General features: G+C 29.7%; 31 protein-coding genes. 23 read left to right on the top strand and 8 right to left on the bottom strand.

Annotated features, from left to right (window positions below; translation table 11 throughout):
• The 11 genes from CAMP5053_RS06735 to CAMP5053_RS06685 all read left to right on the top strand — a co-directional run.
• Window positions 1-1,556 (top strand): endonuclease MutS2 (locus CAMP5053_RS06735; RefSeq protein WP_337217538.1); only part of this gene is annotated, 1,556 nt, incomplete at its 5' end.
• Between the two features lie 21 nt (window positions 1,557-1,577).
• The gene (locus tag CAMP5053_RS06730) at window positions 1,578-2,504 is read left to right on the top strand and encodes a DNA cytosine methyltransferase (RefSeq protein WP_214116290.1); all 927 of its coding nucleotides are present in this window, start codon (window positions 1,578-1,580) and stop codon (window positions 2,502-2,504) included.
• Entirely contained in the window at window positions 2,504-3,397 is an 894-nt protein-coding gene (locus CAMP5053_RS06725) for a group I intron-associated PD-(D/E)XK endonuclease (protein ID WP_337217537.1), read from the top strand. The genes CAMP5053_RS06730 and CAMP5053_RS06725 overlap by 1 nt, the downstream gene beginning before the upstream one ends.
• 25 nt (window positions 3,398-3,422) lie before the next feature.
• Entirely contained in the window at window positions 3,423-4,121 is a 699-nt protein-coding gene (locus CAMP5053_RS06720; RefSeq protein WP_337217536.1) for an SIR2 family NAD-dependent protein deacylase, read from the top strand.
• Complete coding sequence (locus CAMP5053_RS06715; protein WP_039628698.1) at window positions 4,115-4,708, top strand: LysE family transporter; 594 nt, start codon at window positions 4,115-4,117, stop codon at window positions 4,706-4,708. Before CAMP5053_RS06720 ends, CAMP5053_RS06715 begins: the two co-directional genes overlap by 7 nt.
• Window positions 4,709-4,711: 3 nt before the next feature.
• A complete protein-coding gene (dapE, locus tag CAMP5053_RS06710) occupies window positions 4,712-5,812 on the top strand; it encodes a succinyl-diaminopimelate desuccinylase (RefSeq protein ID WP_337217535.1) in 1,101 nt (366 codons plus the stop codon).
• 9 nt (window positions 5,813-5,821) lie between these two features.
• Window positions 5,822-6,013 carry a sulfur carrier protein ThiS gene (gene thiS, locus CAMP5053_RS06705; RefSeq protein WP_337217534.1) on the top strand — a complete coding sequence of 64 codons (192 nt, stop codon included), beginning with the start codon at window positions 5,822-5,824 and terminating at the stop codon, window positions 6,011-6,013.
• Entirely contained in the window at window positions 6,010-6,810 is an 801-nt protein-coding gene (gene thiF / locus CAMP5053_RS06700) for a thiamine biosynthesis protein ThiF (protein ID WP_337217533.1), read from the top strand. Before thiS ends, thiF begins: the two co-directional genes overlap by 4 nt.
• Window positions 6,810-7,568, top strand: a complete 759-nt coding sequence (locus CAMP5053_RS06695; RefSeq protein ID WP_337217532.1) for a thiazole synthase — start codon at window positions 6,810-6,812, stop codon at window positions 7,566-7,568. Before thiF ends, CAMP5053_RS06695 begins: the two co-directional genes overlap by 1 nt.
• A gap of 1 nt (window position 7,569) precedes the next feature.
• Window positions 7,570-8,703, top strand: a complete 1,134-nt coding sequence (gene thiH / locus CAMP5053_RS06690) for a 2-iminoacetate synthase ThiH (protein WP_337217531.1) — start codon at window positions 7,570-7,572, stop codon at window positions 8,701-8,703.
• Window positions 8,693-9,307, top strand: a complete 615-nt coding sequence (locus tag CAMP5053_RS06685) for a thiamine phosphate synthase (RefSeq protein ID WP_337217539.1) — start codon at window positions 8,693-8,695, stop codon at window positions 9,305-9,307. Before thiH ends, CAMP5053_RS06685 begins: the two co-directional genes overlap by 11 nt.
• A gap of 4 nt (window positions 9,308-9,311) precedes the next feature.
• Here the strand turns inward: CAMP5053_RS06685 and CAMP5053_RS06680 are convergent, their stop codons facing one another.
• Window positions 9,312-10,673 (bottom strand): DASS family sodium-coupled anion symporter, encoded by a 1,362-nt coding sequence (locus CAMP5053_RS06680; protein ID WP_214126429.1) that lies wholly within the window; start codon window positions 10,671-10,673, stop codon window positions 9,312-9,314.
• Between the two features lie 206 nt (window positions 10,674-10,879).
• Between CAMP5053_RS06680 and mapA the strand changes: the two genes are divergently transcribed.
• The 6 genes from mapA to CAMP5053_RS06650 all read left to right on the top strand — a co-directional run bounded on the left by mapA (window position 10,880) and on the right by CAMP5053_RS06650 (window position 16,964).
• Complete coding sequence (gene mapA / locus CAMP5053_RS06675) at window positions 10,880-11,527, top strand: outer membrane lipoprotein MapA (protein WP_214136078.1); 648 nt, start codon at window positions 10,880-10,882, stop codon at window positions 11,525-11,527.
• Complete coding sequence (locus CAMP5053_RS06670) at window positions 11,524-12,105, top strand: ComF family protein (RefSeq protein WP_087700870.1); 582 nt, start codon at window positions 11,524-11,526, stop codon at window positions 12,103-12,105. Before mapA ends, CAMP5053_RS06670 begins: the two co-directional genes overlap by 4 nt.
• A gap of 21 nt (window positions 12,106-12,126) precedes the next feature.
• On the top strand, window positions 12,127-14,697 hold the full coding sequence (gyrA, locus tag CAMP5053_RS06665) for a DNA gyrase subunit A (RefSeq protein ID WP_337217530.1): 2,571 nt from the start codon (window positions 12,127-12,129) through the stop codon (window positions 14,695-14,697).
• 62 nt (window positions 14,698-14,759) lie between these two features.
• On the top strand, window positions 14,760-15,278 hold the full coding sequence (locus CAMP5053_RS06660; protein WP_087700868.1) for an LPP20 family lipoprotein: 519 nt from the start codon (window positions 14,760-14,762) through the stop codon (window positions 15,276-15,278).
• Entirely contained in the window at window positions 15,254-15,700 is a 447-nt protein-coding gene (locus CAMP5053_RS06655; RefSeq protein ID WP_261530294.1) for a hypothetical protein, read from the top strand. Before CAMP5053_RS06660 ends, CAMP5053_RS06655 begins: the two co-directional genes overlap by 25 nt.
• A 61-nt stretch (window positions 15,701-15,761) precedes the next feature.
• Complete coding sequence (locus CAMP5053_RS06650) at window positions 15,762-16,964, top strand: ABC transporter permease (protein WP_214136081.1); 1,203 nt, start codon at window positions 15,762-15,764, stop codon at window positions 16,962-16,964.
• Between the two features lie 10 nt (window positions 16,965-16,974).
• Here the strand turns inward: CAMP5053_RS06650 and CAMP5053_RS06645 are convergent, their stop codons facing one another.
• The 3 genes from CAMP5053_RS06645 to CAMP5053_RS06635 are packed head-to-tail and all read right to left on the bottom strand — an operon-like array spanning window position 16,975 to window position 18,401.
• A complete protein-coding gene (locus CAMP5053_RS06645) occupies window positions 16,975-17,532 on the bottom strand; it encodes an SCO family protein (protein ID WP_261530296.1) in 558 nt (185 codons plus the stop codon).
• Window positions 17,533-17,535: 3 nt separating this feature from the next.
• On the bottom strand, window positions 17,536-17,982 hold the full coding sequence (locus tag CAMP5053_RS06640) for a hypothetical protein (protein WP_261530297.1): 447 nt from the start codon (window positions 17,980-17,982) through the stop codon (window positions 17,536-17,538).
• Entirely contained in the window at window positions 17,982-18,401 is a 420-nt protein-coding gene (locus tag CAMP5053_RS06635) for a copper chaperone PCu(A)C (protein ID WP_214126435.1), read from the bottom strand. Before CAMP5053_RS06635 ends, CAMP5053_RS06640 begins: the two co-directional genes overlap by 1 nt.
• 108 nt (window positions 18,402-18,509) lie before the next feature.
• Between CAMP5053_RS06635 and CAMP5053_RS06630 the strand changes: the two genes are divergently transcribed.
• The 3 genes from CAMP5053_RS06630 to CAMP5053_RS06620 are packed head-to-tail and all read left to right on the top strand — an operon-like array spanning window position 18,510 to window position 20,750.
• The gene (locus CAMP5053_RS06630) at window positions 18,510-19,496 is read left to right on the top strand and encodes a L,D-transpeptidase family protein (protein ID WP_261530306.1); all 987 of its coding nucleotides are present in this window, start codon (window positions 18,510-18,512) and stop codon (window positions 19,494-19,496) included.
• Window positions 19,496-20,503, top strand: coding sequence for an alanine racemase (locus CAMP5053_RS06625; protein ID WP_337217529.1), 1,008 nt, complete (start codon window positions 19,496-19,498; stop codon window positions 20,501-20,503). The genes CAMP5053_RS06630 and CAMP5053_RS06625 overlap by 1 nt, the downstream gene beginning before the upstream one ends.
• A gap of 37 nt (window positions 20,504-20,540) precedes the next feature.
• Complete coding sequence (locus CAMP5053_RS06620; RefSeq protein WP_261530300.1) at window positions 20,541-20,750, top strand: hypothetical protein; 210 nt, start codon at window positions 20,541-20,543, stop codon at window positions 20,748-20,750.
• A gap of 6 nt (window positions 20,751-20,756) precedes the next feature.
• On the opposite strand, the gene CAMP5053_RS06615 is transcribed toward CAMP5053_RS06620, so the two are convergent.
• The 4 genes from CAMP5053_RS06615 to hemB are packed head-to-tail and all read right to left on the bottom strand — an operon-like array spanning window position 20,757 to window position 24,841.
• Complete coding sequence (locus tag CAMP5053_RS06615; RefSeq protein ID WP_263667578.1) at window positions 20,757-22,025, bottom strand: (Fe-S)-binding protein; 1,269 nt, start codon at window positions 22,023-22,025, stop codon at window positions 20,757-20,759.
• Window position 22,026: 1 nt separating this feature from the next.
• A complete protein-coding gene (gene hemN, locus CAMP5053_RS06610) occupies window positions 22,027-23,382 on the bottom strand; it encodes an oxygen-independent coproporphyrinogen III oxidase (RefSeq protein ID WP_214126439.1) in 1,356 nt (451 codons plus the stop codon).
• Window positions 23,369-23,854, bottom strand: coding sequence for a DUF2603 domain-containing protein (locus tag CAMP5053_RS06605; protein ID WP_087700857.1), 486 nt, complete (start codon window positions 23,852-23,854; stop codon window positions 23,369-23,371). The genes hemN and CAMP5053_RS06605 overlap by 14 nt, the downstream gene beginning before the upstream one ends.
• Window positions 23,855-23,863: 9 nt before the next feature.
• On the bottom strand, window positions 23,864-24,841 hold the full coding sequence (gene hemB / locus CAMP5053_RS06600; RefSeq protein ID WP_337217528.1) for a porphobilinogen synthase: 978 nt from the start codon (window positions 24,839-24,841) through the stop codon (window positions 23,864-23,866).
• 70 nt (window positions 24,842-24,911) lie between these two features.
• Here hemB and ribA point away from each other — a divergent pair, with 70 nt between their 5' ends.
• From ribA to CAMP5053_RS06585, 3 genes are all read left to right on the top strand, one after another.
• On the top strand, window positions 24,912-25,472 hold the full coding sequence (gene ribA, locus CAMP5053_RS06595) for a GTP cyclohydrolase II (protein WP_214100565.1): 561 nt from the start codon (window positions 24,912-24,914) through the stop codon (window positions 25,470-25,472).
• A complete protein-coding gene (rsmG, locus tag CAMP5053_RS06590; RefSeq protein ID WP_337217527.1) occupies window positions 25,469-26,062 on the top strand; it encodes a 16S rRNA (guanine(527)-N(7))-methyltransferase RsmG in 594 nt (197 codons plus the stop codon). Before ribA ends, rsmG begins: the two co-directional genes overlap by 4 nt.
• Window positions 26,056-26,415 (top strand): hypothetical protein (locus CAMP5053_RS06585; protein WP_087700853.1); only part of this gene is annotated, 360 nt, incomplete at its 3' end. The genes rsmG and CAMP5053_RS06585, both read left to right, overlap by 7 nt.

The raw sequence follows: 26,415 nt of genomic DNA, 5'->3' as shown, positions 1-26,415 counted from the left end.
ATGAAATCAAAGATGCTAAAGAAGAAATTTTTTATGAGTATGCTAAAAAAATCAGCTTAATTTTTTATAAAAATTTGATGTTTTTGAAATTTATCAATAATGCTTTTGATTTATTTGATCATTATAGTGCTAGAGTTTTGATGGCTAAAAAACATGATTATGAGTTTGTTTTAGCTGATAGTTCTAATAATTTAAGCTTATATAGCTTCGCACATCCGGCTTTAAAAAATGCAAAAAGTGTTAATATAGAGTTTAATAAAAAAGTTTTAATCATCACAGGTGTAAATGCAGGTGGTAAGTCTATGCTTTTAAAAGGAATTTTAAGTGCAGCTTTGCTTGCAAAGCATTTGCTTCCTATGAGAATTAATGCACAAAAAAGCCAAATAGGAAATTTCAAAGAATTTGATGCGATTTTAGAAGATCCGCAAAATGTAAAAAATGATATTTCTACTTTTGCGGGAAGAATGTTGCATTTTTCTAAGCTTTTGGGTAAGAAAAATGTTTTATTGGGGGTTGATGAGATAGAGCTTGGGACAGATTTTGAAGAAGCTGCGTGCTTATTTACTGAGCTTATTTCTAAGCTTTTAGAACAAGATAATAAAATCATCATTACAACTCACCATAAACGCCTTGCTATGCTTTTGGCTAAAAATTCACAAGTTGAACTCATCGCTGCTTTGTATGATGAGGAATTATCACGCCCAAAATATGAGTTTTTAAAAGGTACTATAGGTAAATCTTATGCATTTGAAACAGCTTTAAGATATGGCATAAGTGCAAATTTAGTGCAAAATGCTAAAAAACTTTATGGTGAAGATAAAGAAAATTTAGAAGAAATGGTAAGTAAAAATATCAATCTTGAACTTTCTTTACGCAAAAAAAATGAAGAGCTTGAGAAAAAAGAAGCTAAGGTAGATGAAATTTTACTTTCGCTCAAAGATCAAAAAGAAAAAAATGAGCAAGAATTTAAAAAGCTTGTTTCTAATTTAGAATTTAAATATCACAAAGCCATAGAAGAAGCTAAAAAAACGATAAATCTAAAAGATATTAAAGAAAAACAAAGAAGTTTAAACAAAGCTAATGAGCTTAAAAAAAGCATTGTTTTACCAAGTATGGAGCAAAATGAAGAACTTAGGGTGGGGGATTTTGTTAAATATGAAAAAATCAAAGGCAAAATCACTGCAATTTCAAAAAATGATGCGATGATTCAAAGCGATGGTTTGAGTTTGCGTGTGCCTTTAAAGCTTCTTAAAAAAAGCAATCAAACCCCAACACAAAAGGTAAAATCAAGTGTTAATATAACCCGTCCAAGCGCTTTAAATATGACTTTAGATTTGCACGGCTTAAGAAGTGATGAGGCACTTGAAAGATTAGATAAATTTATCTCTGATGCTTTGATAGTAGGTTTTGATGAGGTGATAGTTTATCATGGTATAGGCACGGGAAAACTAGCTTTTGCGGTAAAAGAGTTTTTAAAAGTCCACAAGAGTGTAAAAAGCTTTAATGACGCACCAATTAATCAAGGTGGTTTTGGTGCTAAGGTGGTGAGGTTGTAGATGAAAAAACAAGAAAATAAGATGGTTTTAGGAAGTCTTTTTGCTGGTGTTGGTGGAATTGAATTTGGATTTAAAAAAGCAGGATTTGATTGTGCTTGGGCGGTTGAGATAGATCAAAAAGCTTGTGAGACATACAAAGCCAATCATCAAAATATAATTATAAATAAAGATATTAATGATGTAAAATTAAATACATTAGCAAGTATAGATATCTTAACTGCAGGTTTTCCTTGCCAAGCTTTTTCTGTAGCTGGATATCGTAAGGGTTTTAATGATGAACGTGGTAATGTATTTTTTGGTATTTTGAGGTATCTAGAATACTTTAAACCAAAAGTAGTATTTTTAGAAAATGTTAAGAATCTAAAAACGCATGATAAAGGAAAAACTCTAAAGATCATCTTGCAAGAATTGCAAAAAATAGGTTATTTTGTGAAGTACGAAATTTTAAACACTGCAAAATATGGAAACATTCCACAAAATCGTGAGCGTATTTATATGATTGGTTTTTTGGACTTTAATGTTTATGAAGAATTTAATTTTCCAAGTGAAGTTAAACTCACCAAAAATATTCAAGATTTGTTAGATAAAAAGACTAGTGAAGAATTTTATTATATTAATACAAAATATTATGACATTTTAAAAGAGAATATGAAAAACAAAAATACTCTTTATCAATGGAGGCGACATTATGTTAGAGAGAACAAATCAAATTTATGTCCTACATTAACTGCAAATATGGGTACTGGCGGACATAATGTTCCGCTAGTGATTGATAGTAGAGATATTAGAAAATTAACTCCCAGAGAGTGTGCTAGATTTCAAGGATTTCCTGATAGCTTTAATTTGCCTGATACGCTTTCAAATGCTTCTTTATATAAACAAATAGGCAATAGTGTTTCTGTTAGTGTAATAGAGGCAATAGCTAAAAAAATAAAAGAGGTTTTATAATGGAAGGTTTTATAAAAGAATACATTGAGGAATTTAACAAAAAACCAAGTGAATTTAAAAACACAGAACCAAACGAAGCAGAAATAAAGGAATATTTGCGAAAAAGATATATGACTTTGCTTGATGATGAAAATTTTAAAGTAAAAATTTTACAAAAATTTGAAAAACTTGAATATAAGAAAAGTAAAATTATAGATATTGCAAACGAGGAAATATTATATAAGGGTGATGTTGAGCGGTTTTTGGAAACGCAAATTTTTATAGAAGCGGCCAAAAAAATAAATATTTCAGAACTTAAAGATGTTGCGTTGGCACATATTCAAAAAACATTTAGTGATGATAAAAAATTTAAATTTATACAAAATAAGCTTTCTAAGGTTTTAGAAAAATCTCTTTTTGTTGCAACTATTGATGGATTTTCCACAAATTTGTTGAATATTAATTCTGGCGTGATGACTGCAAATGCCGGAGATAGTGCGCAATTTTTGTTTATAGCAAGAGCAATTTTAGCTGGTTTTAATGCTTCAAATGTAGATGTAAGAAGTAGCAGATATGATGCTATTGTGGATTTTGAAAATATTCTTTTAAGAATACAAATCAAAGGTATTTCTAGCGGAGATGTTATTAGTTTTAAAGACAGAGATAGAGGAGGGCAAGGTATAGACCATACACATGAAAGAAATAAAGGTAAGCGCATTACAAGTAAAGATTGTGATATTTATGTTGCAGTAGATAAACAAGTTGGAATTTGTTATATTATACCTATGAGTTATGCAGATAGTTTAGATGATGAAAAATGTACAAAGGTTAAATTACAATGTATTCAAAGTTACAAAGAAAACTGGGAAATTATTAAAGAAGTTGCTAGAAAAAAACAAAATTATACTCATTGACATTTTTTATAAATGAGGTTTAATAATGAAACAAGTGATGATTTTAAGTGGAGCGGGTTTGTCTGCTCCAAGTGGTATAAAAACTTTTAGAGCTAATGGTGGGCTTTGGGAAGAGCATAATGTGATGGAAGTTTGCTCTGCAACTGGCTTTAGAAAAAATCCCAAAAAAGTTTTAGAATTTTATAATAAAAGAAGAAAAGAACTAGCTAGTGTTAAGCCAAATTATGCACATAAAATCATCGCTTTATTAAAACAAAAATTTCCAAAACAAATTAGCATTTTAACGCAAAATGTAGATGATTTATTAGAGCGAGCAGGTTGTGAAGAAGTGGTGCATTTGCATGGTTTTTTATCTGAACTTAGGTGTTTAGAGTGTGAAAATATTTTTAACATAGGCTATGAAAGTAGTGATGATAAAATTTGTCCTAAATGTCAAAGCAAAAGTGTAAGGCACAATATCGTGATGTTTGAAGAAATGGCACCAAATTATAAAATTTTATATGAAAAATTACAAAATTGCGATTTGTTTGTATGTATAGGTACAAGTGGGCAGGTTTTACCCGTGGGAGAGTATGCAAGAGTATGTAAGCAAAGCATATTAAACAATCTTGATGAGGATAAATATTTAGAAAGCAATTTTACTAAAGTTTATATAGAAGATGTTTGCACAGCCATTGATAAAATCAAAACGGATATAGAAAATTTCTTGGAAGAAAAATGCTAGAAGTAATCTTACAAGGCATAGTTTTAGGTATGGGTGTGTCTGTGCCTTTTGGACCTGTAAATATTTTGATCTTAAATACTGCTTTGTCTTCTTTTAAAAATGCTTTTTGCGTTGGGCTCGGTGCTTTAAGTGCTGATATACTTTTTTTGATTTTGATTAATCTTGGGCTTTTAAGCTTTGCAAATAATGAATTTTTTTATAAAATACTAGCGGTTTTTGGCTTTTTCTTTTTGAGTTTTATGGTATTTTTAATGCTAAGAAAAACAAGAAAAGTCGATCTTAACAAGGTAAATAAAACACATCCTTTAAAAGGTTTTAGTAAAGGATTTTTTTTAAATGTTACAAATCCTTATGTTATAGGTTTTTGGGTGAGTGTAGCAGGGCTTAGCATGCAGAGTAAAAACTCTTTTGCCTTGCTTTTTGGTTTGGTGGGTTTTATTGTGTTTTGGATTTTTACTCTATCGTTTTTTGTGTCTAAATTCAAAGCCCTTGTGAAAAACAAACATATATTTTACATTAATCTTTTTTCAGCATTTATTTTAGAGTATTTTGCTCTTTCTATGCTGTATAAAGCTTTTATAGGATAAAACATGCAAGTAGTTGAAATTTTTAAAGAATTAAGTAAATTTAAATCTATCACCCCAGATGATGATGGAGCGTTAAATTATATCGCAGTGGAGTTAAGTGATTTTGAAGCTTTTTTTATAGAAAAAGAAGGTGTGAAAAATCTTTTGCTGACTAAAAAATTTAGTGATGATGGCGAGCATTTGGCTTTTGGCGGACACGTGGATGTAGTGCCTGCAGGAGAGGGTTGGAGCAGTGATCCTTTTGAGCCTTTAGAAAAAGATGGATTTATTTATGTAAGAGGCGCACAAGATATGAAAAGTGGCGTGGCTGCTTTTATGTGTGCGGTTAAAGAAGTAGAAAATTTCAAAGGAAGAATTTCATTAATTTTAACAAGCGATGAAGAAGGTGAGGCTAAATTTGGCACGCTTGAAGTGCTTAAATTTATGCAAGAAAAAGATATGTTACCTGATTTTGCTGTGGTTGCTGAGCCAACTTGTGATAAAAAATTTGGAGATAGTATTAAAATAGGGCGTCGTGGTTCTATTAATGCAAAATTACTTATCAAAGGTAAGCAAGGTCATGTAGCATACCCGCAAAAATGTATTAATCCTGTGCATAATTTTGCTTCGGCTTTGAAATTTTTAGCAGGATTTGATCTTGATCCAGGTGATGAGGTATTTGCACCATCTAAAATTGTCATTACTGATATACGCGGTGGTATGGAAGTGTGCAATGTAACCCCAAATGATTTAAAATTAATGTTTAATGTAAGAAATTCTCCACAAACTAGCTTAGAAGATGTAAAAGCTTATGTAGAAAAGACTTGTGAAGGACTTGATTATGAGTTGTGTTTGAATCAAAGTTCAAAGCCTTTTTTAACACAAAGTGACTCTAAAATCGTACAAAAGCTAAATGAGAGTGTACAAAAAATCACCCAAATAGTGCCAGAACTTAACACCAAAGGTGGCACAAGTGATGCAAGATATTTTGCTGAGTTTGGTGTGAAAGTAGTAGAATTTGGCGTGTGCAATGGTAGAATTCATGCCATTGATGAGAGAGTGAGTATAGAAGAACTTGAAAAATTGTATTTAGTTTTTAAAGATTTGTTGGAGAATTTTAACTAGGAAAAAAACATGATTATCAATGGGCAAAAGCTTGAGTTAAAAGAGCTTAGATTTATGGATTATGTTAAAGAAAAGCAATTAAAAATAGAATTTATTGCCTTAGAATTAAACGGAGAAATTATCCCAAGGGATAAATTTGAAAATTTGGTTTTAAAAGAAAATGATAAAGTAGAGATTGTTACTTTTGTAGGTGGTGGTTGATGAGAATTAAATTTAATGGTAGTATGATAAACACGCATTTTAAAAACACTTTGGAATTTTTTCAAAGTGTGAGTAAAAATGAAAATGATGTATGGATAGTCAATGGTTTTGCAACAAAAGAAAGTTTGGAGTTAAAAGAAAATGATGAGCTTTTTTGTATAGAAAAAAATACTTTACCACCATATGAAGCTCTTGATGCGATGATGAGGGCAAGACATACTCCAAAACTTCATAATAAGCTTAAAAAGGCAAGTGTGGCAGTGTGTGGACTTGGTGGACTTGGCTCGCATATAGCTATAAATTTAGCAAGAAGCGGGGTTGGTAGGCTTCATTTGATTGATTTTGATGTGGTTGAGCCAAGTAATCTTAACCGTCAAGCTTATATGGTGGAAGATTTGGGTAAATTTAAGGCTGAAGCTTTAAAAGAACAAATTAGTAAGATTAATCCTTTTATAGAAGTGTTTGCACAAGTTTTAAAAATAGAAAAAGAAAATATAGCTGAGCTTTTTACAAATGATGATATAGTTTGTGAAGCCTTTGATAGTGCAAAATACAAAGCTCTTTTAGCGCAAAATTTTCACCAACACTATCCTCAAAAAACATTAATTTGTGCTTCTGGCTTAGCAGGATATGGCGATAGTAATAGCATACAAACAAGAAAAATTGCAAAAAACTTTTATGTTTGTGGTGATTTAAAAAACGAGGCAAAAGTAGGCAATGGGCTTATGGCACCGCGTGTAAATATTTGCGCAGGACATCAAGCAAATTTAGTTTTAGAACTTTTAGCGAGCGAGTAATGGAAAAATTAAAAATAGGAAAATATGAGTTTAATTCCAGGTTTATTCTAGGCTCTGGAAAATTTTCTTTTGAGCTTATAAAATCAGCCATTAAAGAAGCAAAAGTTGAGATTATCACCTTAGCTTTGCGCAGAGTAAATGATAAAGGCATAGAAAATATACTTGATTTTATCCCAAAGCATATCAAGCTTTTACCAAATACTTCAGGTGCAAGAAATGCTAATGAGGTATTGCGTATAGCAAGACTTGCAAGAGAGCTTGGCTGTGGTGATATGATTAAGGTTGAAGTAATTAGCGATAGTAAATATTTATTACCGGATAATTATGAAAGTATAAAAGCGGTGGAACTTTTAGCAAATGAGGGTTTTACACCTTTAGTTTATATGTATCCTGATTTATATGCAGCGCGTGCTATGGCTAATGCAGGAGCTGCTGCTATAATGCCTCTTGGAGCTCCCATAGGAAGCAACAAAGGCTTAAAAACTAAAGAATTCATACAAATTTTACTTAATGAAATTAGCTTACCTATTATAGTAGATGCGGGTATAGGAAATCCAGCGCAAGCTTGTGAAGCTATGCAAATGGGAGTAAGCGCAGTGATGGCAAATACTGCCATAGCTCAAGCTAAAGATGTAGCAAAAATGGCAAAAGCTTTTGCTTTAGCTATAGATGCAGGATATAATGCGTATTTAGCAGGTATAGCAAATGAAAGCACACCAAGTGCAAGCTCGCCTTTGAGTGGTTTTTTAAGAGATTAAAATGCAAAAATATCCTCATATGCAAAGTATTGAAAGTGAAATTTTAACTAAGGTTTTAAAAGAAGTTGAAATTTTTGATGAAAGTAAATTTAGCGCTTTTGATGTAAAACAAGCCTTAGCTAAAGATTATCTTAACATAGATGATTTAAAAGCTTTGCTTTCAAGCGCAGCAGAAGTTTTCATAGAAGATTTAGCACAAAAATCTAGTAAGATTACTCAAAAATATTTTGGAAATTCCATTTCACTTTTTACACCTTTATATCTTTCTAATTTTTGCAATAGCAAATGTACTTATTGCGGATTTCAAAAAGGAAATAACATTAAAAGAGCTAAGCTAAACGAGGCTGAAATTCACAAAGAAATGCAAGAGATTAAAAAAAGTGGCTTGGAAGAAATTTTACTCTTAACAGGTGAGGGCAGGGAATATGCTAGCGTAGAATATCTTGCCAAAGCTTGTGAGATAGCAAAAGAGTATTTTAAGGTCGTTGGGATTGAAGTTTATCCTATGAATGTAGATGAGTATGCACTGCTTCATGAAAAGGGTTGTGAATATGTAAGTGTTTATCAAGAAACTTATAATCAAAAAACTTATTCTAAAATTCATATTGAAGGTGAAAAAAGTGTATTTGAGTATCGTTTTCATGCACAAGAGCGAGCGTTAAAAGCAGGTATGAGAGGGGTTGCTTTTGGAGCTTTACTTGGCGTGGATGATTTTAGAAAAGATGCTTTTGCTACGGCTTTACATGCGTATTTTTTACAGCAAAAATACCCTCATGCTGAAATAGCTTTATCTATCCCTAGATTAAGACCTATTATTAATAATAAAAAAATTCATCCAAAAGATGTAAGCGAAACAAGACTTTTGCAGGTTTTATGTGCTTATAGATTATTTTTACCTTTTGCAAGTATTACTATTTCTACGCGTGAAAGAGCAGGTTTTAGAGATGGGGTTATTAAACTTGGAGCTACTAAAATGAGTGCAGGTGTGAGCGTGGGAGTGGGTGAACATCAAGGTGATAAAAAAGGCGATGATCAGTTTCAAATTAGTGATATACGTAGTGTTGATGAGGTTTTAGCTATGCTAAAAAATGCAAATTTACAAGCTATAATGAGTGATAGTATTTATGTGGGATAAAAAAATCATTGCTATTAGCGATAGTCAAAATACCCAAGGAGATTTTTTAAATTTTATTGAAAAGTTAAGCCAAAGTAGTATTGATGCTTTAGTGCTTAGAGAAAAACATTTAGATGAGTTAGAATATACTAAATTAGCCAAAGAAGTATTAAAAATTTTTAATAAAACTCAAAAGATTTGCTTTTTGCATTATCATTATGAAGCTTGTTTGAAATTAAATCATCAATTTTTTCACGCTCCTTTATTTGTTTTACAAAAGTACCCACAAAGCTATAAAAAATTTGAGCTTTTGGGTACTTCCATCCATTCTAAAGAAGAATTAGATTTAGCTTGTAAGCTTAAAGCAAATCATGCTTTTTTTGGACATGTATTTGAAAGTTCTTGTAAGGCAGATTTGACTCCAAAAGGTATTAAGAATTTAAAAGATTTATTAGAAGTTTCAAAATTACCCATTTATGCCATAGGTGGCATAAATACTCAAACTATAAACCACTTAAAAGATTTAAATTTAGCAGGCGTATGTATAAGAGAAGCTTTGTATAAAAGTGAAAATGTAGAAAATTATATTTTAAGATGTAAAGATCTTTTAGTCCAAAAGGACTAAAAGATTATAACCAGAAGAAATAAGCAATCACAGCAAGGCTAATTGAGCAGAATATATTTAGTATAATTCCTACTCTTACCATTTCTTGTTGTTTAATATGCCCTGTACCAAAAACTATAGCATTTGGTGGTGTAGCAACTGGTAGCATGAAAGCACAAGAAGCACCGATGGCAATGATTAAAGCAAGACCTAAAGCAGGAACACCTAAGGTATCTGCTATAGAGATAAATAAAGGCACAAGTAAGGCTGCTGAAGCAGTATTTGAGGTAAATTCAGTTAAAAATACTATAAAAAAGGCCACGATTAAACCTATAACAAATAAATGCCCATTTTCTATAAATGAAATAATAGTATCAGCCATAACTTTGCTAGCACCTGAATCTTTTAGTACCACACTTAGAGTAATACCTCCACCAAAGAGCATTAATACACCCCAATCGGTATTTTTTTGTATATTTTTCCAATCTATCACTTTAAAAGCACATACTAAAACAGCAGCTAATAAAGCAATGATTGCATCAAGATTTGCTATTTTATGTCCAAAAATACTTGTAATGATGGGACCTATATTGCCACTAAAAATCCAAGATAATGCAACCACTAAAAAGATCACTAAAGTGATGATTCTAGGTCTTGTAAGTTCTATATTTTCAGTGTGTAAATCAACTTGTAGATTAAATTTAGGTTTGAACATAAAATACAAAATTAAAATCATTGCAGGTAAGAAGATTAAAACAATAGGAATACCATATTTTAACCACTGTGCAAAGCTAATGTGTAATTGAGTAGCAACGATAGCATTTGGCGGGGTTCCTACTATAGTGCCTATACCACCTATGCTCGCACTAAAAGCTATACCTAAAAGAATAAAAACATAAGTATTTCTATCTTTTTCTGGATCAAGTGAAGCTAGCATACCTATAGCAAGTGGAAGCATCATGGCAGCTGTTGCAGTATTACTCATCCACATAGATAAAAATGCGGTGGTAATAAAAATATATAAACTTGATAAACCCAAATGTCCTTTTGCGAGGGTTAAAATTTTATGTGCAATCAGTTTATCTAATTTTTGATGATGCATAGCTGCAGCCAGAGCAAAACCACCAAAAAATAAAAAAATATTTGAATCAGCAAAACCGGTTAAAGCTTTAGCGGTAGGTAATAATCCTAAAATAGCTGCTAAAACAGGTACTAAAATAGCTGTAATGGTAACATGTAAAGCTTCGCTAAGCCATAAAACAGCAATAAAGATTAACAAAGATAAACCTTGATTTACTTTGGTTTCACCAAAAGGGGAAAAATAAAGCAAAGCGATAAATAACACCAAATCAGCAATGACTATGAGTGTTTTTGTATTTGAACTCATTTAACAACTCCTTTAAAATATTGTAGTTTTGTAACATATTCTAAATGAATTTTTATTTAAATGTCAATTTTTATATAATTTTTTTTATATAAAATTCTTCTTGTGTGAAAAAAAGTAAGTTTTAGTAAAATTTATTTGTTTTTGGTATAATTTTTGCTATTTCAAAAAAATAATAATCTTTAAAAAGATGATTCTAAGGAAAGAAGATGCTTAAAAAAATATTTATATTTACTCTAGCTTTATTTTTTAGTGCTTGTGCGGTAAATTCTAAAAATCAAGGTGTAGCTAAGGTTAATGAAGTTATAAAAATTCAAGCAGAGTGTTATAATCCTTCTAGTCCTAAAGCTTATGAAGCAAAAATTAAAGGCCTTGTATATATTAGTGATGTAGGGCTTAAGTATTGTGCAAATAAAAGAACGCTTGATAAAAGTGTTTCTTTGAAAAAAGTTTATATTCATAGAGTGTATGATTTAAATGAGAATTTAAAATATTCTTCTTCTAATGGAAGCAATTATTACATCAATGAAAATTTTAACTACTATTTTTATGTGTTTTTAAAAGAAGAATTAGAAAATAGAGGTATAGTTGTAGTGGAAGATACACAAGATTCTCCTTATGTTTTAAAAGTAGATTTGAGTTTTAATGATTTTTATTCTAAATTTGATTCTGATTCTTTATTTTCAATTATTGCTAGTCAGTTAACACTAAAAGATATTAATATTAATAAAACTATTAATATTAAAACCAAACAAGAAGTTAAAGGTTTTTATAATATCAAAGATCTACCTTTTTTTACTCAGCTTCTTATAAAACAAGTGGCTAATAAATCTGCAGATATTATCAGCTCTTTGTGAGGTGTTTTAATTGTCATGGATTTTCCTTTGCGAGCTTTTGTCCAGCTTGCAAGGAAGAACTTTTAGAATATTCTTTGGGCATAAGAGAACTTGAGGGAAATTTTAAAGTTTATTATTTTTATCAATATGAACAAATTAAACATCTAATTTATTTTAAACACAAATTTCAAGGATATTTTGTTTTAAATGCGCTTGCAAAATTAAGCTTTGCTAAATTTAAAGATTTTTTTCAACCATCTTGTGAAATTAATGCTATAGCCTTGGATGATAAAACATATAAAAACTACTCTCATACTGCTATTTTAACCAAACATTTAAAAACTCAATTTATAAAACCTATGTATTATACTTTGCAAGCTAGTTCAGAATTTAAATATAGTGGAAAAAGTTTGCAATTTCGTAAAGATAATAAAAGATCTTATAAGCTTTTAAGGCATCCAAAATACCCTGTAATTTTAGTAGATGACGTGGTAACTACAGGATTAAGTTTACTTGAAGCAAAAGAGTTTTTAGAAAAAAATAATATTGAAGTGCTTTTTGCTTTAGTTTTAGCTAATGCAAAATTTGATACAATATAGGCATTAATTTTAAGGATTTTTATGGAAAATATTTTTACTAAAGATTCAGATATTGAAAATATAGATATAGAAAGTTCTATAAAAAGTAGTTATTTAGATTATTCTATGAGTGTTATTATAGGTCGTGCTTTACCTGATGCTAGAGATGGGCTTAAACCTGTTCATAGAAGAATTTTATATGCTATGAATGATTTAGGTGTGGGAAGTCGTAGTGCGTATAAAAAATCAGCGCGTATAGTGGGTGATGTAATCGGTAAATACCATCCACACGGTGATACAGCTGTATATGATGCTTTAGTAAGAATGGCGCAAGATTTTTCTATGCGTTACCCAAGTGTAGATGGACAAGGAAACTTTGGTTCTATTGATGGAGATGGCGCTGCTGCGATGCGTTATACTGAAGCTAGGATGACGATTTTAGCTGAAGAGCTTTTGCGTGATATAGAAAAAGACACGGTTGATTTTATACCAAATTATGATGATTCAATGAATGAACCTGATGTTTTACCTGCTAGGGTGCCAAATTTATTACTCAATGGTTCAAGCGGTATTGCAGTAGGTATGGCTACTAATATTCCTCCGCATAGTTTAAATGAGCTTATTGATGGCTTACTTTATTTAATTGATAATAAAAATGCAAGCTTAGAAGAAATAATGCAATTTATTAAAGGACCTGATTTTCCAACTGGTGGTATTATCTTTGGTAAAAAAGGTATTATAGAAGCTTACCGCACAGGTCGTGGTAGGGTAAAAGTAAGAGCAAAAACTCATATTGAAAAAAGAGCTAATAAAGATATTATTGTTATAGATGAACTTCCTTATCAAACTAATAAAGCAAGATTAATAGAGCAAATTGCTGAACTTGCTAAAGAAAAACAAATTGAAGGTATTGCTGAAGTTAGAGATGAGAGCGATAGAGAAGGAATTCGCGTGGTAATTGAGTTAAAACGTGATGCTATGAGTGAGATTGTGTTAAATAATCTTTTTAAATCCACTACTATGGAGAGTACTTTTGGTGTTATTATGCTTGCTATACATAATAAAGAACCAAAAGTTTTTTCTTTAATTGAGCTTTTAAATTTATTCTTAAATCATAGAAAAACTGTAATTATTAGAAGAACTATTTATGAATTGCAAAAAGCTAGAGCTAGAGCGCATATTTTAGAAGGTTTAAAAATTGCACTAGATAATATTGATGAAGTGATAGCTTTGATTAAAAACTCTCCTGATAATCCAACGGCTAAAAATTTGTTAATGCAAAAATTTGGCCTAAGTGAACTTCAATCTAATGCGATTTTAGATATGAAACTAGGCCGTTTAACAGGACTTGAGAGAGAAAAGATTGACAATGAATTAAGAGAATTATTAGCAGAAATTGAAAGACTTGATCAAATTTTAAAAAGTGAGACTTTGCTTGAAAATTTAATCAAAGATGAGTTAAAAGAAATCAGAACAAAATTTGATGTACCAAGAATCACTCAAATTGAAGATGATTATGATGATATTGATATAGAAGATTTGATACCAAATGAAAACATGGTGGTTACTATCACTCATCGTGGTTATATTAAGCGTGTCCCAAGTAAACAATATGAAAAACAAAAACGCGGCGGTAAAGGTAAAGTTGCAGTCACAACTTATGATGATGATTTTATAGAAAGTTTCTTTACAGCAAATACGCATGATACCTTGATGTTTGTTACTGATCGCGGACAGCTTTACTGGCTTAAAGTTTATAAAATTCCTGAAGGAAGTAGAACTGCTAAAGGTAAAGCCGTGGTTAATCTCATTAATTTACAAGCAGATGAAAAAATTATGGCAATTATCCCAACTACTGATTTTGATGAGAGTAAATCATTGTGCTTCTTTACTAAAAATGGTATCGTAAAACGCACAAATTTAAGTGAATATCAAAACATTAGAAGCGTAGGTGTAAAAGCGATCAACTTAGATGAAAATGATGAACTTGTTACTGCAATTATCGTAGCAAGGGATGAAAATGAAACTCAAGAACAAAATTATGAAGAAAATTTAGAAAATGAAATGCTTGAACCTAATGAAGAGCTTGATAATACTGTCGTTGGCAAAATGCTTTTTGCAGTTACTAAAAAAGGCATGTGTATTAAATTCCCACTCACTAAAGTTAGAGAGATTGGTCGTGTAAGTAGAGGGGTAACTGCGATTAAATTTAAAGAAAAAGATGATGAGGTTGTAGGTGCTGTTGTTATAGAAAATGACGCTCAAGAAATCTTAAGTGTAAGTGCAAAAGGTATAGGTAAGCGTACTGATGCCGGAGAATATAGGCTTCAAAGTAGAGGCGGCAAGGGTGTTATTTGTATGAAACTTACTGCTAAAACAAAAGATTTAATCGGAATAGTTATAGTTGATGAAAGTATGGATTTAATGGTATTAACAAGTAGTGGTAAGATGATACGCGTTGATATGCAAAGTATTAGAAAAGCAGGTAGAAATACAAGTGGTGTGATTGTTGTTAATGTGGAAAATGATGAGGTTGTAAGCATTGCTAAATGTCCTAAAGAAGAAGATGAGGAATTAGATGCTGAAACTAATATGGATTTAAATTTAGAATAGTAAAAATTTTTGGAATACTTTTTGCTATTTTGATAAAATCAAATAAATTGAAGGTGTAAAAAATGAAAAAAGTTGTTTTTATGTTTTGTTTGGCTTTGGGTTTTAGTGCTTGTGCGCTAGATCAAAGAGGTATGAATCCAAATCAAACTAAAGCTGCTCAAGCTGCAAGTTCTGATGTTGTGGTTCAAAAAGTAGACAAAGATGATGTGCGTAATATCATTAGAGAAGAAAAAATGCTTGCAAATGATACAAGTGCAGACAATGATCTAACTTTTACAGCAGTGGGCGAGGGTATTGCTCCTTTAAATACGGTTTCTGTTGGTCAAGCTTTGGCTTTGGCTAAAAGAGCAGCAATCACCGATGCTTATAGACAATTAGCTAGTAAGTTATATGGTGTAAGAGTTAATGGTAAAGATACAGTAAAAGATGCAATGCTTAAAAGCTCAACTATCACAGCGCAGGTAAATGGTTTGATTAAAAATGCAAGTGTAGTTGATCAAGACTTTAAAGATGGTCTTTATAGAGTAAATGTAGAACTTAAAATTGATGCTGACAAGTGGAAAGAATTGTTTGCTTATTAATCCTTATAATTTTTAATGCCACTGCCCAAGATGAATTTATATTTTGGGCAGAACTTTCTAATAAAAATTTTATCCTTTATCATCAAAATGAAACTATTTCTATGGCTATGACTAAAAGTAAAAATAAAAATTTAGAATATGCTTGTGAGTTAGTATATACACCAAGTGATTTAAAATCTTTAATACGTAATGATTTTGGTATGGTGACTGAAGAGAAAATGACAAAGCTAGATAAATTTAACTTTTTAAATGCTCATAAAAATGATTTGATTGATTGTTTTTTTAATTCAAAAATAGATGTAAAAGACTTTGTAAAAAGTGAGCAAGCAAGTGCACAAAGTGAAACTTATGTGAGAATTTTACCTTTAAGATTTATAGTTGAATTTCATGATAATAGTGCCTTTATATATTATCTTAAATAATACAAAGCTAGCTTTTATAAAAATCAAGTTAAAATACTTAAAAAAATATTAAGAGTAGAAAATGCAAAAAAATATCCCTCATTATTTATTATTTAAATATTTGCGTTTTGATAAAGATCAACCCTTTATTATGCTTTCAAAAATTTTAGCTTTTTTAGGTGTGAGCATAGGGCTTTGCGTGCTTTTGGTTGCAATGGCTATTATGAATGGCTTTGATAAGGAATTTGAAAGAAAACTTTTTACTATGAATTATCCTATCACTATATTACCACGCTTTGGAGCAAGTGTGGATGATAAATTATTGCAAGAATTAAGAACTAAATTTCCAAATTTATTATTTAGTCCTTATATTGCTACTCAGGTTATAGCAAGAAATGATTTAAAATTAGAAGGTGGTATGCTTTTTGGGGTTAATTTTGAAGATGAAAAAAAGATCAATGAAGTAGTAGCGCAAGCTTTAGAGGATAAAAAATTAGATAATTTTGATATTTTAATTGGTAAGGGTTTAAAAGATGAATTCGGACTTGATTATAATGAAAAAATAACTCTAATTTTTTCAAATCTAAATGCTAGTGGACTTTCACTTATCCCACAGGTTAAAAGATTTGATGTTAAGGCTGATTTTTCTTCAGGACTATTAGCCTATGATAAAGCTTATATGTATACAGATGTAAAAGCTTTAGCTAAGATTTTGTCATATCCCCAAGGACATTATGATGGAGTGCATGTGTATTCAAATAAACCCTTTGAAGTTATTAAACAAATTGAAACTTTTTTGGGTGCAAGGTATGCTAGTATAGGTTGGTGGGAGCAAAATGGGAATTTCTTTGCAGCGCTTGCTTTGGAAAAAAGAGCTTTGTTTATAGTATTGATGTTGATTATTTTGGTTGCAAGTTTAAATATAGTAAGTTCTTTATTGATGATAGTAATGAATCGTCGTAGTGAGATAGCTTTGTTACTTTCTTTAGGAGTTAGTAAACTAGAGATTAAGAAAACCTTTTTTTCTTTAGGATTTTTAATAGGTGGAAGTGGTATTATAGCAGGTGTGATTCTTGCAGCTATAGCTTTGTGGGTGCTTGGAAATTTTGACATCATTTCTTTACCAAGTGATGTTTATGGTATGAGTAAATTGCCATTAGAGCTTTCTTTAGTTGATTTTTGTGCTACACTTTTTGGTGCTATTGTGATAGTGAGTTTATCTTCTTATTATCCTGCTAAAAAAGCAACGCAAGTAGATATTTTAGATACTTTAAGAAACGAATAAATTGAGAAATTTATTCGTTTAAGAATTTTTGAATTTCATTGAAAAAGTTTTCATAGCTAATATCTTTGATGGTTTTAATAAATTTTCCATTTTCATTAATCAAATAAAACTCGCCACTATGCGCTATAGAATATCCCATAGCAGAATCTTTAAGATTGATTTTTTCATATACCACACCATAGTTTTTAGTAACTTTTTCTAATTCTTTTTCATCTTTAGCAACTAATGCAGTTGAATTTGGGTAAAAATACTTTACCCATTGATTAGTTTGAGTTAAGTTGCTATCTCTTGCTGGATCTAGTGAGATAAATACCACATGAGCTTTTTCTTTATTTGGCATTTTTTCTAAAACATTAGCAATCAAGGCAAGCTCACTAGGACAGACATCAGGACAATATGTATAGCCAAAATATACAATTAATTTTTTACCAATAAAATCTTTTAAACTAAGTATGCCTTTTTCAGAATTTAAGTGAAAATTGTATTTGTTATTTTCAAAATACCGCACAGATATAAAAAACACCCCAAAAATTACCACAATTAATAAAAAAATATTTATTTTTTTCATATTTTACCTTTTTACATCAAAGTCAAAATAAAAATCTAGCGGAGTTTCATCATCAAAAAGCTCTATTCTAAAACGCATTATATCTAGCGTGCAAGAGCTTAAAACTAATTTAGCATGGTAAGTATTGTTGATTTTTTTAAATTGTGGAACAATATCTCCCATATACATATTAAGTCCATAAACCCTAGCATTGAGTTTTTTAAACTCACCTAAATTAGTGATATTTAAATCAAGCTCGTTTAATGTGGCTATAGGCTTTGGATTTAAATTTACTAATACCTTTTTATCTTTAAAATTATACTCACACTCTTGGGTATTTAGATCGCATGTTAGAGGCGTTAGAGTGGTGATTAATTCTCTCTTTTTCCCGGTATTTGATGAATTAGTATAAAAATAAGCCCCGCATATAGCAAAGACTATAGCTAGGGCAAAGACAAGTAGATTTTTCATTATTTTTTAATGCTTCTTGACTCGATATCTTTTAGTTCAATTGTGCTATTATCATCAAAGTAAAGCGTTAGATTAGCTTTGGTTTGTGGTGTGATATTTTCTTTAAGATTTAATACCATAATATGTTTACCACCAGGTTTAAGTTTGGTGCTTGAATTAGCTTTTATAGTAATTTGAGGGATTTGTATCATCATTTTTTTACCATTTTCCATGATATGATCATGAATTTCAGCTGTATCGCTTAATGAACTTTGAGCTTTGATGAGTTTTATATCTTTATTAGAGTTGTTTTTAAGCTCTAAAAAAAAGGCCGTGGTTTTAGAATTTGGTGGAGTTTGTCTTACATAGGGATCATTTACAGTGATGTTGTTAGCTAAGGTAAAAGTGCTTAAAAGAGCTAAGCTGAGTATTTTTTTCATTATTTTCCTTTATATTTTTAGTCAATTATAAACATTATACACGGAAAAAATTAAAAATATATTTATTGTAAAAATATTATAATTAGCTCTTTGTTGTTTTAAATTTTAATAGAAAGGTATAAATTGTTTAAAGTTATATTAGCATTGTTTAGTTTAGCTGTATTTGCAAATGCAAGTGAACTTGCAAAAATTTATTTAAATCAAGGTATTAATGCGGTTGAAAAGGTATTAGAACAAGAATTAAGTAAGAAAGATTTTTGGCTTAATGAAATAAAAGATAAAAATGTTAGCCTTGGTTACTATGAAGAAAATGTTGCAATCGTTTTAACTAATAAAAGTGATAAAATCATTAGAGTTTATCATTATAATAATGGCAAAGTAGAAAAGAAATTTATTCAAAAAGATGTTTTAACTGGTTTAGCTGGAGATAAAGAAGTAGAAGGGGATTTAAAAACTCCTATAGGTTTTTATGAGCTTGGAAAGAAATTTTATCCTGGTGATCCATATTATGGACCATTTGCTTTTGCAACAACTTATCCAAATGTTTTAGATAAAACTTTAGGTAAAACAGGTGGTGGAATTTGGATTCATGGTTATCCTTTAGATGGAACGCGTTTAGATACTTATAAGACTAGAGGTTGTATTGCTGTGCAAAATGATTTGCTAGAAGATTTTAATAAATTAGTAGCTGATAGAAAAGCTTATGCAATGACAGAAGAAAAAAATAAAGTAAGAGCAAGTCATGAAGAAATAGCTATTTTATTAGCAAATTTATTTGCTTGGAAAGATAGTTGGCAAAAAAGTGATATCAATAAATATTTATCTTTTTATGATAAAAAAATTTTTAAACATAACAATAAATCTACGTATGAACAGTTTGCAAAAAATAAAGAAAGAATTTTCGCAAAAAAAGAAGAAAAAAATATTAAATTTTCAGAACTTAGTATAAGTCCTTATCCAAATGAAAAAAATGAAAAAATTTTTAGAATAGGATTTTATGAAGATTATCGCAGTACTAATTATAAATTCAAAGGAGAAAAAGTTCTTTATGTCAAGCTAGTTGAAGATAAAATGCAAATTTTAGCTGAACAGTAATGGCTTATATAAAAATTGATCGCTTGGCTTATGAATACAATCTTGATTTAATAGCCTCTAAGGCTGGGGGTTATGAAAAAGTAATTTGTGTTTTTAAAGATAATGCTTATGGGCATGGAGCTAAGCTTTTAGCTCCTATAGCTAGAGCAAAAGGTGTAAATTTTATAGCAGTAAAAAATGAAGCTGAGGCAAAAGAATTAGAAGATATTTTTGATAATATTTTAATTTTATCCCATCATCCACATGGCAATGAAAGTGAAAAATTTATTTATGCTTTAAATGATAAAAATGATATAAAAAAACTCAAAAAAAATATCAAAATTCATTTAGTTATAGATACAAATATGCATAGGAATGGAATTTTACCTGAAGAAATTCAAGAAACTATATATGAGCTTAAAAATCATAGTTTACAACTTCATGGAGTGATGATGCATTTTGCAGGAAGTGATGAAATAGATGCAAGTTATTTTGTGCAAAAGCAAAAATTCCAACACGCTAAAAAATTAATTTATGATTTATTACAAGAAGAGGCTAAAAACTTAGTATTTCACTCTCATAATTCTGAAGCCTTATTTAGAGCAAATACTTTAGAAGTTGATGAGTATTGTAGAGTAGGGCTTGTACAATTTGGTTATGCGTATTTTAGTAAAGATTTACGTAAAGTCATGAGTTTATGGGCTGAAAAATTAAGCCAAAGAGTGTTAAAAAAAGGTCAAAGTGTTGGTTATGGTGGTATGTATAATGCAAAAGAAGATCTTGAAATAGCAACTTATGATTTAGGTTATGCAGATGGACTTTTGCGCTATGATGGAAAACAAGAATTTTTTCTTCCTAATGGTAAAAAAATACTTGGAAAAATGTCTATGGATAGTTTTTCTTGTGAAAATGGTGGTGAGGAAATTTGTGTTATGAATGATGCAAATGTTATGGCTAATTTTTTTAATACTATTAATTATGAAATTTTAGTCAAACTTTCTCCAAATTTAAAAAGAATTGTAATTTAAGATAAAAAATACTAATATATCTAAGGAGAGATAGATTATGGCGTTTTTAAACTGGGCTATTTTAATTTTATTTTTATTTATAGTGTTTTTACTAATTAATCGCTATGAAAGGAAAATAAAGATTTTATATAAAAATATAGAAATCTTAAAAAATGAATGCAAAAAAAATAGTGAAAACATAGAACAAAATAGAATTTTAATAGAAAAAAATAGATCAAATATTGAAGACATAAAAAATCAAGATTAGTTTTTACTAATCTTGAAGTGATCTTGCTATTAATTCTAAAGGATGTAAGAACTGCGTGGAGATTTTTTCATGCTCTAGTGCATTTGAAATTTGCATTCTACAAGCTGAGCATTCTGCGCTAATGATTTCCACATCACTTTTTTGTATGTTTTGAGCTTTTTTTATGCCAACTTGTAAAGCTTTTTTATGATAATCAGTTTGCATGCTCACTCCACCAAAACCACAACACTCATTCGAGTTAATAAGTTCTTTAAAAACATAATTTTGTTTCAGTAAAGTTCTTGGTTCTTTAAAAACTCCTTGCATTTTTCTTGCATGGCAAGGATCATGATATGCAATTTTTGTGTTTATTTTTTTCTTTGTTTTTAAAAGTTCTTCTAAATTAGTATATTCATAAAAATACTTTGTTGCAAGTAGTATTTTACTAGAAATATTTTTAGCTCTTATTGCCCATTCTTTATCTTTTTGCATATGAAAAAAATGTTCATAATCTATATTAATCATCGCAGAACAGGTTGCTTCTGGAATAATGATATAATCTAGTGTTTTTAATTTTTCTTCAAAATAAACAATATTTTTTTTAGCCAATTTTTCTACACTTTTAAAATCTCCGGTAAAATAATGAGGAGCACCACAACAAGATTGATCTTTTAATAAATCAACATTAATTTTAAGATGCTTGCAAATTTCAAGTAAGGCAAAACCTGTATTAGTATAAGAATAATTAGATAAACATCCTATAAAAAGTCCTATAGTTTTTTCGCCCTGATTATTTATAAAATCAGGATTTGAAGCTAAAAAACTTTTTTTAGCTAAAGAAGGTAGCAAACGACCTTTTTTTATTAAAGGTAGGTTAAATTTGGCTTTCATTCCCAAATTTTTATATTGTAAGCTAAAAGCACAACTTTGAAAAACATAGCCTAATTTTGCTAAAATATCTAAAGTTCTTCTATGTCTTAGAAAAAAGAAAGCAAGTTTTTTATACCATGCTATGCTAAATTTTTGAGCTATATCAAAGCGTACTTTTTCAATAGCACTATCCACTCTTAAATGACTTGGGCAAACTTCAACGCAATTTGTACATAAAAAACATGATTCAAAAGTTTTTTTAAGATTTTTATCAAGTTCTAGTTCTTGGCTTTCATAAGCGCTGATTAGATCCAAAAAACCACGAGGAGAAGTGCTCTCATCGCGGTTTATCTCATGTATAGTACAAACTGGTATGCATTTGCCACATTTTACGCAAGCATTAGAGATTTCATTAATGTTTAACATATCAAACCGTTTTGGAAAATACTTTTTTATCTTCACTAATACGTTTTAGATATTTATCAAAACACATAGCAATATTACGTATTAAAAGCACTCCTGTTTCATTAACTTTGATATAATTTTTATCTATAGTGACAAATTCATTAAGCCCTTCAAGTTCTTTTAAATCATGCTTAAAATACTCAAAAAAATCAATCTTAAATTTACTTTCTACATTTTTTATATTAAGGGCAAAATTACTCATAAGTTCCATAATAACAGCTTTTCTTAGTTCATCATCATCATTAAGCATAATGCCTTTTTCACAAGGTAATCTACCCTCATCAATAGCTTTTTCATAGCTTGGCATATCTTTGAAATTTTGCATATAATGTCTTTGTCCTTCACCTATACTTGTTAAGCCAATACCAATTAAATCAGTTCCACCTTTTGTGGTATAACCTTGGAAATTTCTATGTAAGCTGCCATTTTCTAAAGCTTTAAAAAGTTCATCTTGTGGTTTTGCAAAATGATCCATTCCTATCATTTTATAGCCATTTTGAGTTAAAAATTTTTCACAATATTCTAAAATTTGAAGCTTTATATCAGGGCTTGGCAATGTACTTTCATCAAATTTTCTCATATTTTTTTTAAGCCAAGGCACATGTGCGTAGTTAAAAATAGCAAAACGATCAGGATTGATTAATAATGCTTTTTCTAAAGTTTGTTTAAAGCTTTCTAGGCTTTGATAAGGAAGACCATAGATTAAATCCATATTTACCGAGTTAATACCTTTTTTTCTTACCATATCTACTGCATTTTTGGTTAATTCAAAAGGTTGAATTCTATGAATTTCTTTTTGAACCTTTTCATCAAAATCTTGCACACCAAAACTAATACGATTAAAACCATTTTGGATTAAAACATCTGCTTGTTCTTCATTTAAAAATCTAGGATCAATCTCGCAACTTACTTCGCTATCTTGGGTAAAATTTGGAAAAATACTTTTTATTTTTAAAATCAAACTTTGTAATTGTTTAGCGCAAAAGAAAGTAGGTGTGCCACCACCAAAATGCATTTGTGCTACTTCTCTTTGAGTATTGATGATATTTGCTAAAAGATCAAGTTCTTTAAAAAGATAGTTTAAATATCTTTCTTTGCTTTCTTCTTTAGCAGTATATATTACATTGCAACCACAAAAATAACAAGCGCTTCTACAAAAAGGCAAATGAAAATACAAAGATAATTGCGCTTTTTGTTCTTTTAAAATTTGTATATAATCCTCATATTTAAATTGAGTGTTAAATTCTACTGCAGTAGGATAAGAAGTGTATCTAGGTCCTGCTTTAGAGTATTTAATAAAGCTTTTATAATCTTTCATTTAACTTTACCTTTTGCATCATTTCTTTCATATCAATAAACAAGTTAGGATGTTTTGCATGGATATTGCTGATTAATTGATCTAAATCAATATTAACTTCTTTTATACCTTTGGCTACTTGATGTTTAATCTCATCCATTGCAACTGTCCAAACATCATTAAAGTCAATAGGAATTTGTTGATAAATAGCCTTTTCAAGTTTAAGCTCAAAATTATCTTTTTGCATTTCTTTGGCATTTTGTAAGAACTCAATTAAGGTTTTTACAGAAAACATAGTTTTAACTTCATCATTTTCGTCTACTATAAACCATGGTTCAGGTGCTAACTCATGGCCATTTTTTAGGCTTAACTTTTTTTCTTTATCGTTAATGTGGGTGAGATGAAATATAGTTTGATTGTGCTTTTCTATGCCTAAATGGCTTGATAACTCATTGATGATATCTTGAGAACTTTTTTTACTTAGACTATTCAATCTTGATCCTTATTTGTTTAGTAGTTTTGCAATTTCTTTTGCATGATAGGTTATAATAAGCTTAGCTCCTGCTCTTTTAAAGGCAAGCATAGTTTCAAGCACTATTTTTTCATAGTCAATCACACCTGTTTTTTGACCCGCTTTTAACAAAGCATATTCTCCACTTACATTATACACACAAAGTGGAAGCTTAGAGTGATTTGCTATATCTTTAACTACATCTAAATACGCAAGTGCTGGTTTAACCATCAAAATATCAGCACCTTGTTTTTCATCTTCTAAACTCTCACATAAGGCTTCTTTACCATTGGCAAAATCCATTTGATAGGTTTTTCTATCTCCATAACTTGGTGCAGAATCAGCCACATCTCTAAAAGGCCCATAATAAGCTGAGGCAAATTTGGTAGAATAAGCCATAATAGGTAAATTTTCAAAACCATTTTCATCTAAGGTTTTTCTTAAAGTTTCAATAATACCATCCATCATACCGCTTGGTGCTATCATATCAGCGCCGTTTTTGGCATGAATTAGAGCTTGTTTGGCTGAAATTTCCAAAGTTAAGTCATTATCTACACTTTTACTTTTTGGATCAATAATGCCACAATGACCATGATCGGTATACTCACAAAAACAAAGATCAGTAATCACTACTAAATCAGGAAATTTTGCCTTAATAGCTCTTAGACTTGTAGCTATCAAACCATCATCACTTAATGCATCACTGCCACAGCTATCTTTTTTAGAGCTTTCCAATACACCAAATAAAATAATCGCTTTAATACCAAGATTAACTAACTCTTCGCATTCTTTTAAAATTTCATCTAAGCTCATTTGAAACACACCTGGCATAGACGTGATTTCATTTTTAATATTAGTACCATTGACAACAAAAAGTGGATAGATTAAATCATCTAAATTTAAGGTATTTTCTTTTACTAGGCTTCTAATATTCTCATTAAGTCTTAATCTTCTAAAGCGTTTAAACATAAATTTCCTTTTTGTTTGTTAAAATTGCTTAAATTCTAGCATATTTTTTATAAAAAGGTAAAGTAAAATAATGACTATTCAAATTTCTGAAATAGCAAAACTTCCCACTCGTTTTGGAGAATTTAATATACAAAGTTTTAAAGAAAACGATAAAGAACATCTTTGTATTTTTAAAGGGAAATTAGAAAAAGAAGTTAATATTAGAATCCATTCAGAATGTTTAACGGGCGATGTTTTAGGAAGTTTAAAGTGTGATTGCGGAGAACAGCTTGATTTTTCTTTAAAATATATCCAAGAGCATGGTGGTATGGTGATTTATCTAAGACAAGAAGGAAGAGGTATAGGGCTTTTTAATAAAATCAATGCTTATGCTTTACAAGATAAAGGTTTTAACACTATAGAGGCAAATCATCAATTAGGATTTAAAGCAGATGAGCGTAGTTATGAAATAGTAGATTTTATACTCAAATATTATAAGATTTCTAAGATTAATCTTTTGACTAATAACCCTGAAAAACTTAGCTCTTTGAAAGGAAAAGTAAATTTAAGAATTCCTATTTTAATTGAAGCAAATCGTTTTAATAAAGATTATTTAGAAATTAAACATACGCAAATGGGGCATTTAAATTGAAAACTTACGAAGAGCAATTAAATTTTTTAAAAGACTTTGCAAATAAAGATGATTTTTTCCAAAAAATCACACTCTATAAAGAGTTGCTAAAAAAATTTAATGCTGTACATAATCTAACTCACCTTGAAAACATAGACGATAATATTATCGATAGTATAAAAATTTTAGATTATTGTGATTTGACTGATAAAAAAAAGGTTATCGATATTGGAAGTGGAGCCGGTTTTCCTGCGATATTTTTAGCATGTATTTTGGGAAATAGTAATTTTTTTCTATTTGAGCCTAGTGTTAAAAAGGCTTCTTTTTTAAGAGTAATCAAAACTGAACTTAATTTGATAAATGTAAGTATTATAAAGGAAAAATTACAAAATCATCCACCTTTTAAAGTAGATTTAATCACCTCAAGAGCATTGATGGATATAAAACCTTTGATTGCAATTTCAAATGGTTTTTATGATGAAAAAACTTCATTTTTGCTTTATAAAGGTAGCGAGGTTTATGATGAACTACAAGGAATGAAAGATTATAAAATTTTCAACCGTGGTTTTAGAAATTATTGTCTTTTAAAGGTAAAGGAAAAATTATGTTGATTTTTGGACACCCTTTGATAAATATGCAAAAATTTAGTTTTTATGAAAATATTTTTATAAAAACAAATGTAAATTGTTTTGATTATAATGAGCAAAATATAAAAAGTGCAAAAGATGAAAAAATAGATTTTGCTATATATGCTAAGAATGAGGAAGAAATTTTACTTTCTAATGCACTAGGGGCAAAATATATTTTAATAGAAGATGAAAATTTGGCCAAAACTGCTTCAAAAATAGCTGAATTTTATATGTTTGATTCTAAAATTTTACTTTTGCTTGATACTTTAAAAAACAATCTAAAAAAAGCTTATGAATTAAGTGTAGATGGTGTTTGTTTAAAATCTTATATTAGA

The sequence above is a fragment of the Campylobacter sp. S4:11 genome (assembly GCF_024723695.1).
GTDB classification, from domain to species: Bacteria; Campylobacterota; Campylobacteria; order Campylobacterales; family Campylobacteraceae; genus Campylobacter_D; species Campylobacter_D jejuni_C.
This window is presented reverse-complemented; position numbering and strand designations above follow the sequence as displayed.

Bases quoted from the DNA above. Each gene is read 5' to 3' on its own strand.
- CAMP5053_RS06730 (WP_214116290.1), top strand. From the start codon at position 1,578: ATGGTTTTAGGAAGTCTTTTTGCTGGTGTTGGTGGAATTGAATTTGGA.
- CAMP5053_RS06725 (WP_337217537.1), top strand. From the start codon at position 2,504: ATGGAAGGTTTTATAAAAGAATACATTGAGGAATTTAACAAAAAACCA.
- CAMP5053_RS06720 (WP_337217536.1), top strand. From the start codon at position 3,423: ATGAAACAAGTGATGATTTTAAGTGGAGCGGGTTTGTCTGCTCCAAGT.
- CAMP5053_RS06715 (WP_039628698.1), top strand. From the start codon at position 4,115: ATGCTAGAAGTAATCTTACAAGGCATAGTTTTAGGTATGGGTGTGTCT.
- dapE (WP_337217535.1), top strand. From the start codon at position 4,712: ATGCAAGTAGTTGAAATTTTTAAAGAATTAAGTAAATTTAAATCTATC.
- thiS (WP_337217534.1), top strand. From the start codon at position 5,822: ATGATTATCAATGGGCAAAAGCTTGAGTTAAAAGAGCTTAGATTTATG.
- CAMP5053_RS06695 (WP_337217532.1), top strand. From the start codon at position 6,810: ATGGAAAAATTAAAAATAGGAAAATATGAGTTTAATTCCAGGTTTATT.
- thiH (WP_337217531.1), top strand. From the start codon at position 7,570: ATGCAAAAATATCCTCATATGCAAAGTATTGAAAGTGAAATTTTAACT.
- CAMP5053_RS06685 (WP_337217539.1), top strand. From the start codon at position 8,693: ATGTGGGATAAAAAAATCATTGCTATTAGCGATAGTCAAAATACCCAA.
- CAMP5053_RS06680 (WP_214126429.1), bottom strand. From the start codon at position 10,673: ATGAGTTCAAATACAAAAACACTCATAGTCATTGCTGATTTGGTGTTA.
- mapA (WP_214136078.1), top strand. From the start codon at position 10,880: ATGCTTAAAAAAATATTTATATTTACTCTAGCTTTATTTTTTAGTGCT.
- gyrA (WP_337217530.1), top strand. From the start codon at position 12,127: ATGGAAAATATTTTTACTAAAGATTCAGATATTGAAAATATAGATATA.
- CAMP5053_RS06660 (WP_087700868.1), top strand. From the start codon at position 14,760: ATGAAAAAAGTTGTTTTTATGTTTTGTTTGGCTTTGGGTTTTAGTGCT.
- CAMP5053_RS06650 (WP_214136081.1), top strand. From the start codon at position 15,762: ATGCAAAAAAATATCCCTCATTATTTATTATTTAAATATTTGCGTTTT.
- CAMP5053_RS06645 (WP_261530296.1), bottom strand. From the start codon at position 17,532: ATGAAAAAAATAAATATTTTTTTATTAATTGTGGTAATTTTTGGGGTG.
- CAMP5053_RS06640 (WP_261530297.1), bottom strand. From the start codon at position 17,982: ATGAAAAATCTACTTGTCTTTGCCCTAGCTATAGTCTTTGCTATATGC.
- CAMP5053_RS06635 (WP_214126435.1), bottom strand. From the start codon at position 18,401: ATGAAAAAAATACTCAGCTTAGCTCTTTTAAGCACTTTTACCTTAGCT.
- CAMP5053_RS06625 (WP_337217529.1), top strand. From the start codon at position 19,496: ATGGCTTATATAAAAATTGATCGCTTGGCTTATGAATACAATCTTGAT.
- CAMP5053_RS06620 (WP_261530300.1), top strand. From the start codon at position 20,541: ATGGCGTTTTTAAACTGGGCTATTTTAATTTTATTTTTATTTATAGTG.
- CAMP5053_RS06615 (WP_263667578.1), bottom strand. From the start codon at position 22,025: ATGTTAAACATTAATGAAATCTCTAATGCTTGCGTAAAATGTGGCAAA.
- hemN (WP_214126439.1), bottom strand. From the start codon at position 23,382: ATGAAAGATTATAAAAGCTTTATTAAATACTCTAAAGCAGGACCTAGA.
- hemB (WP_337217528.1), bottom strand. From the start codon at position 24,841: ATGTTTAAACGCTTTAGAAGATTAAGACTTAATGAGAATATTAGAAGC.
- ribA (WP_214100565.1), top strand. From the start codon at position 24,912: ATGACTATTCAAATTTCTGAAATAGCAAAACTTCCCACTCGTTTTGGA.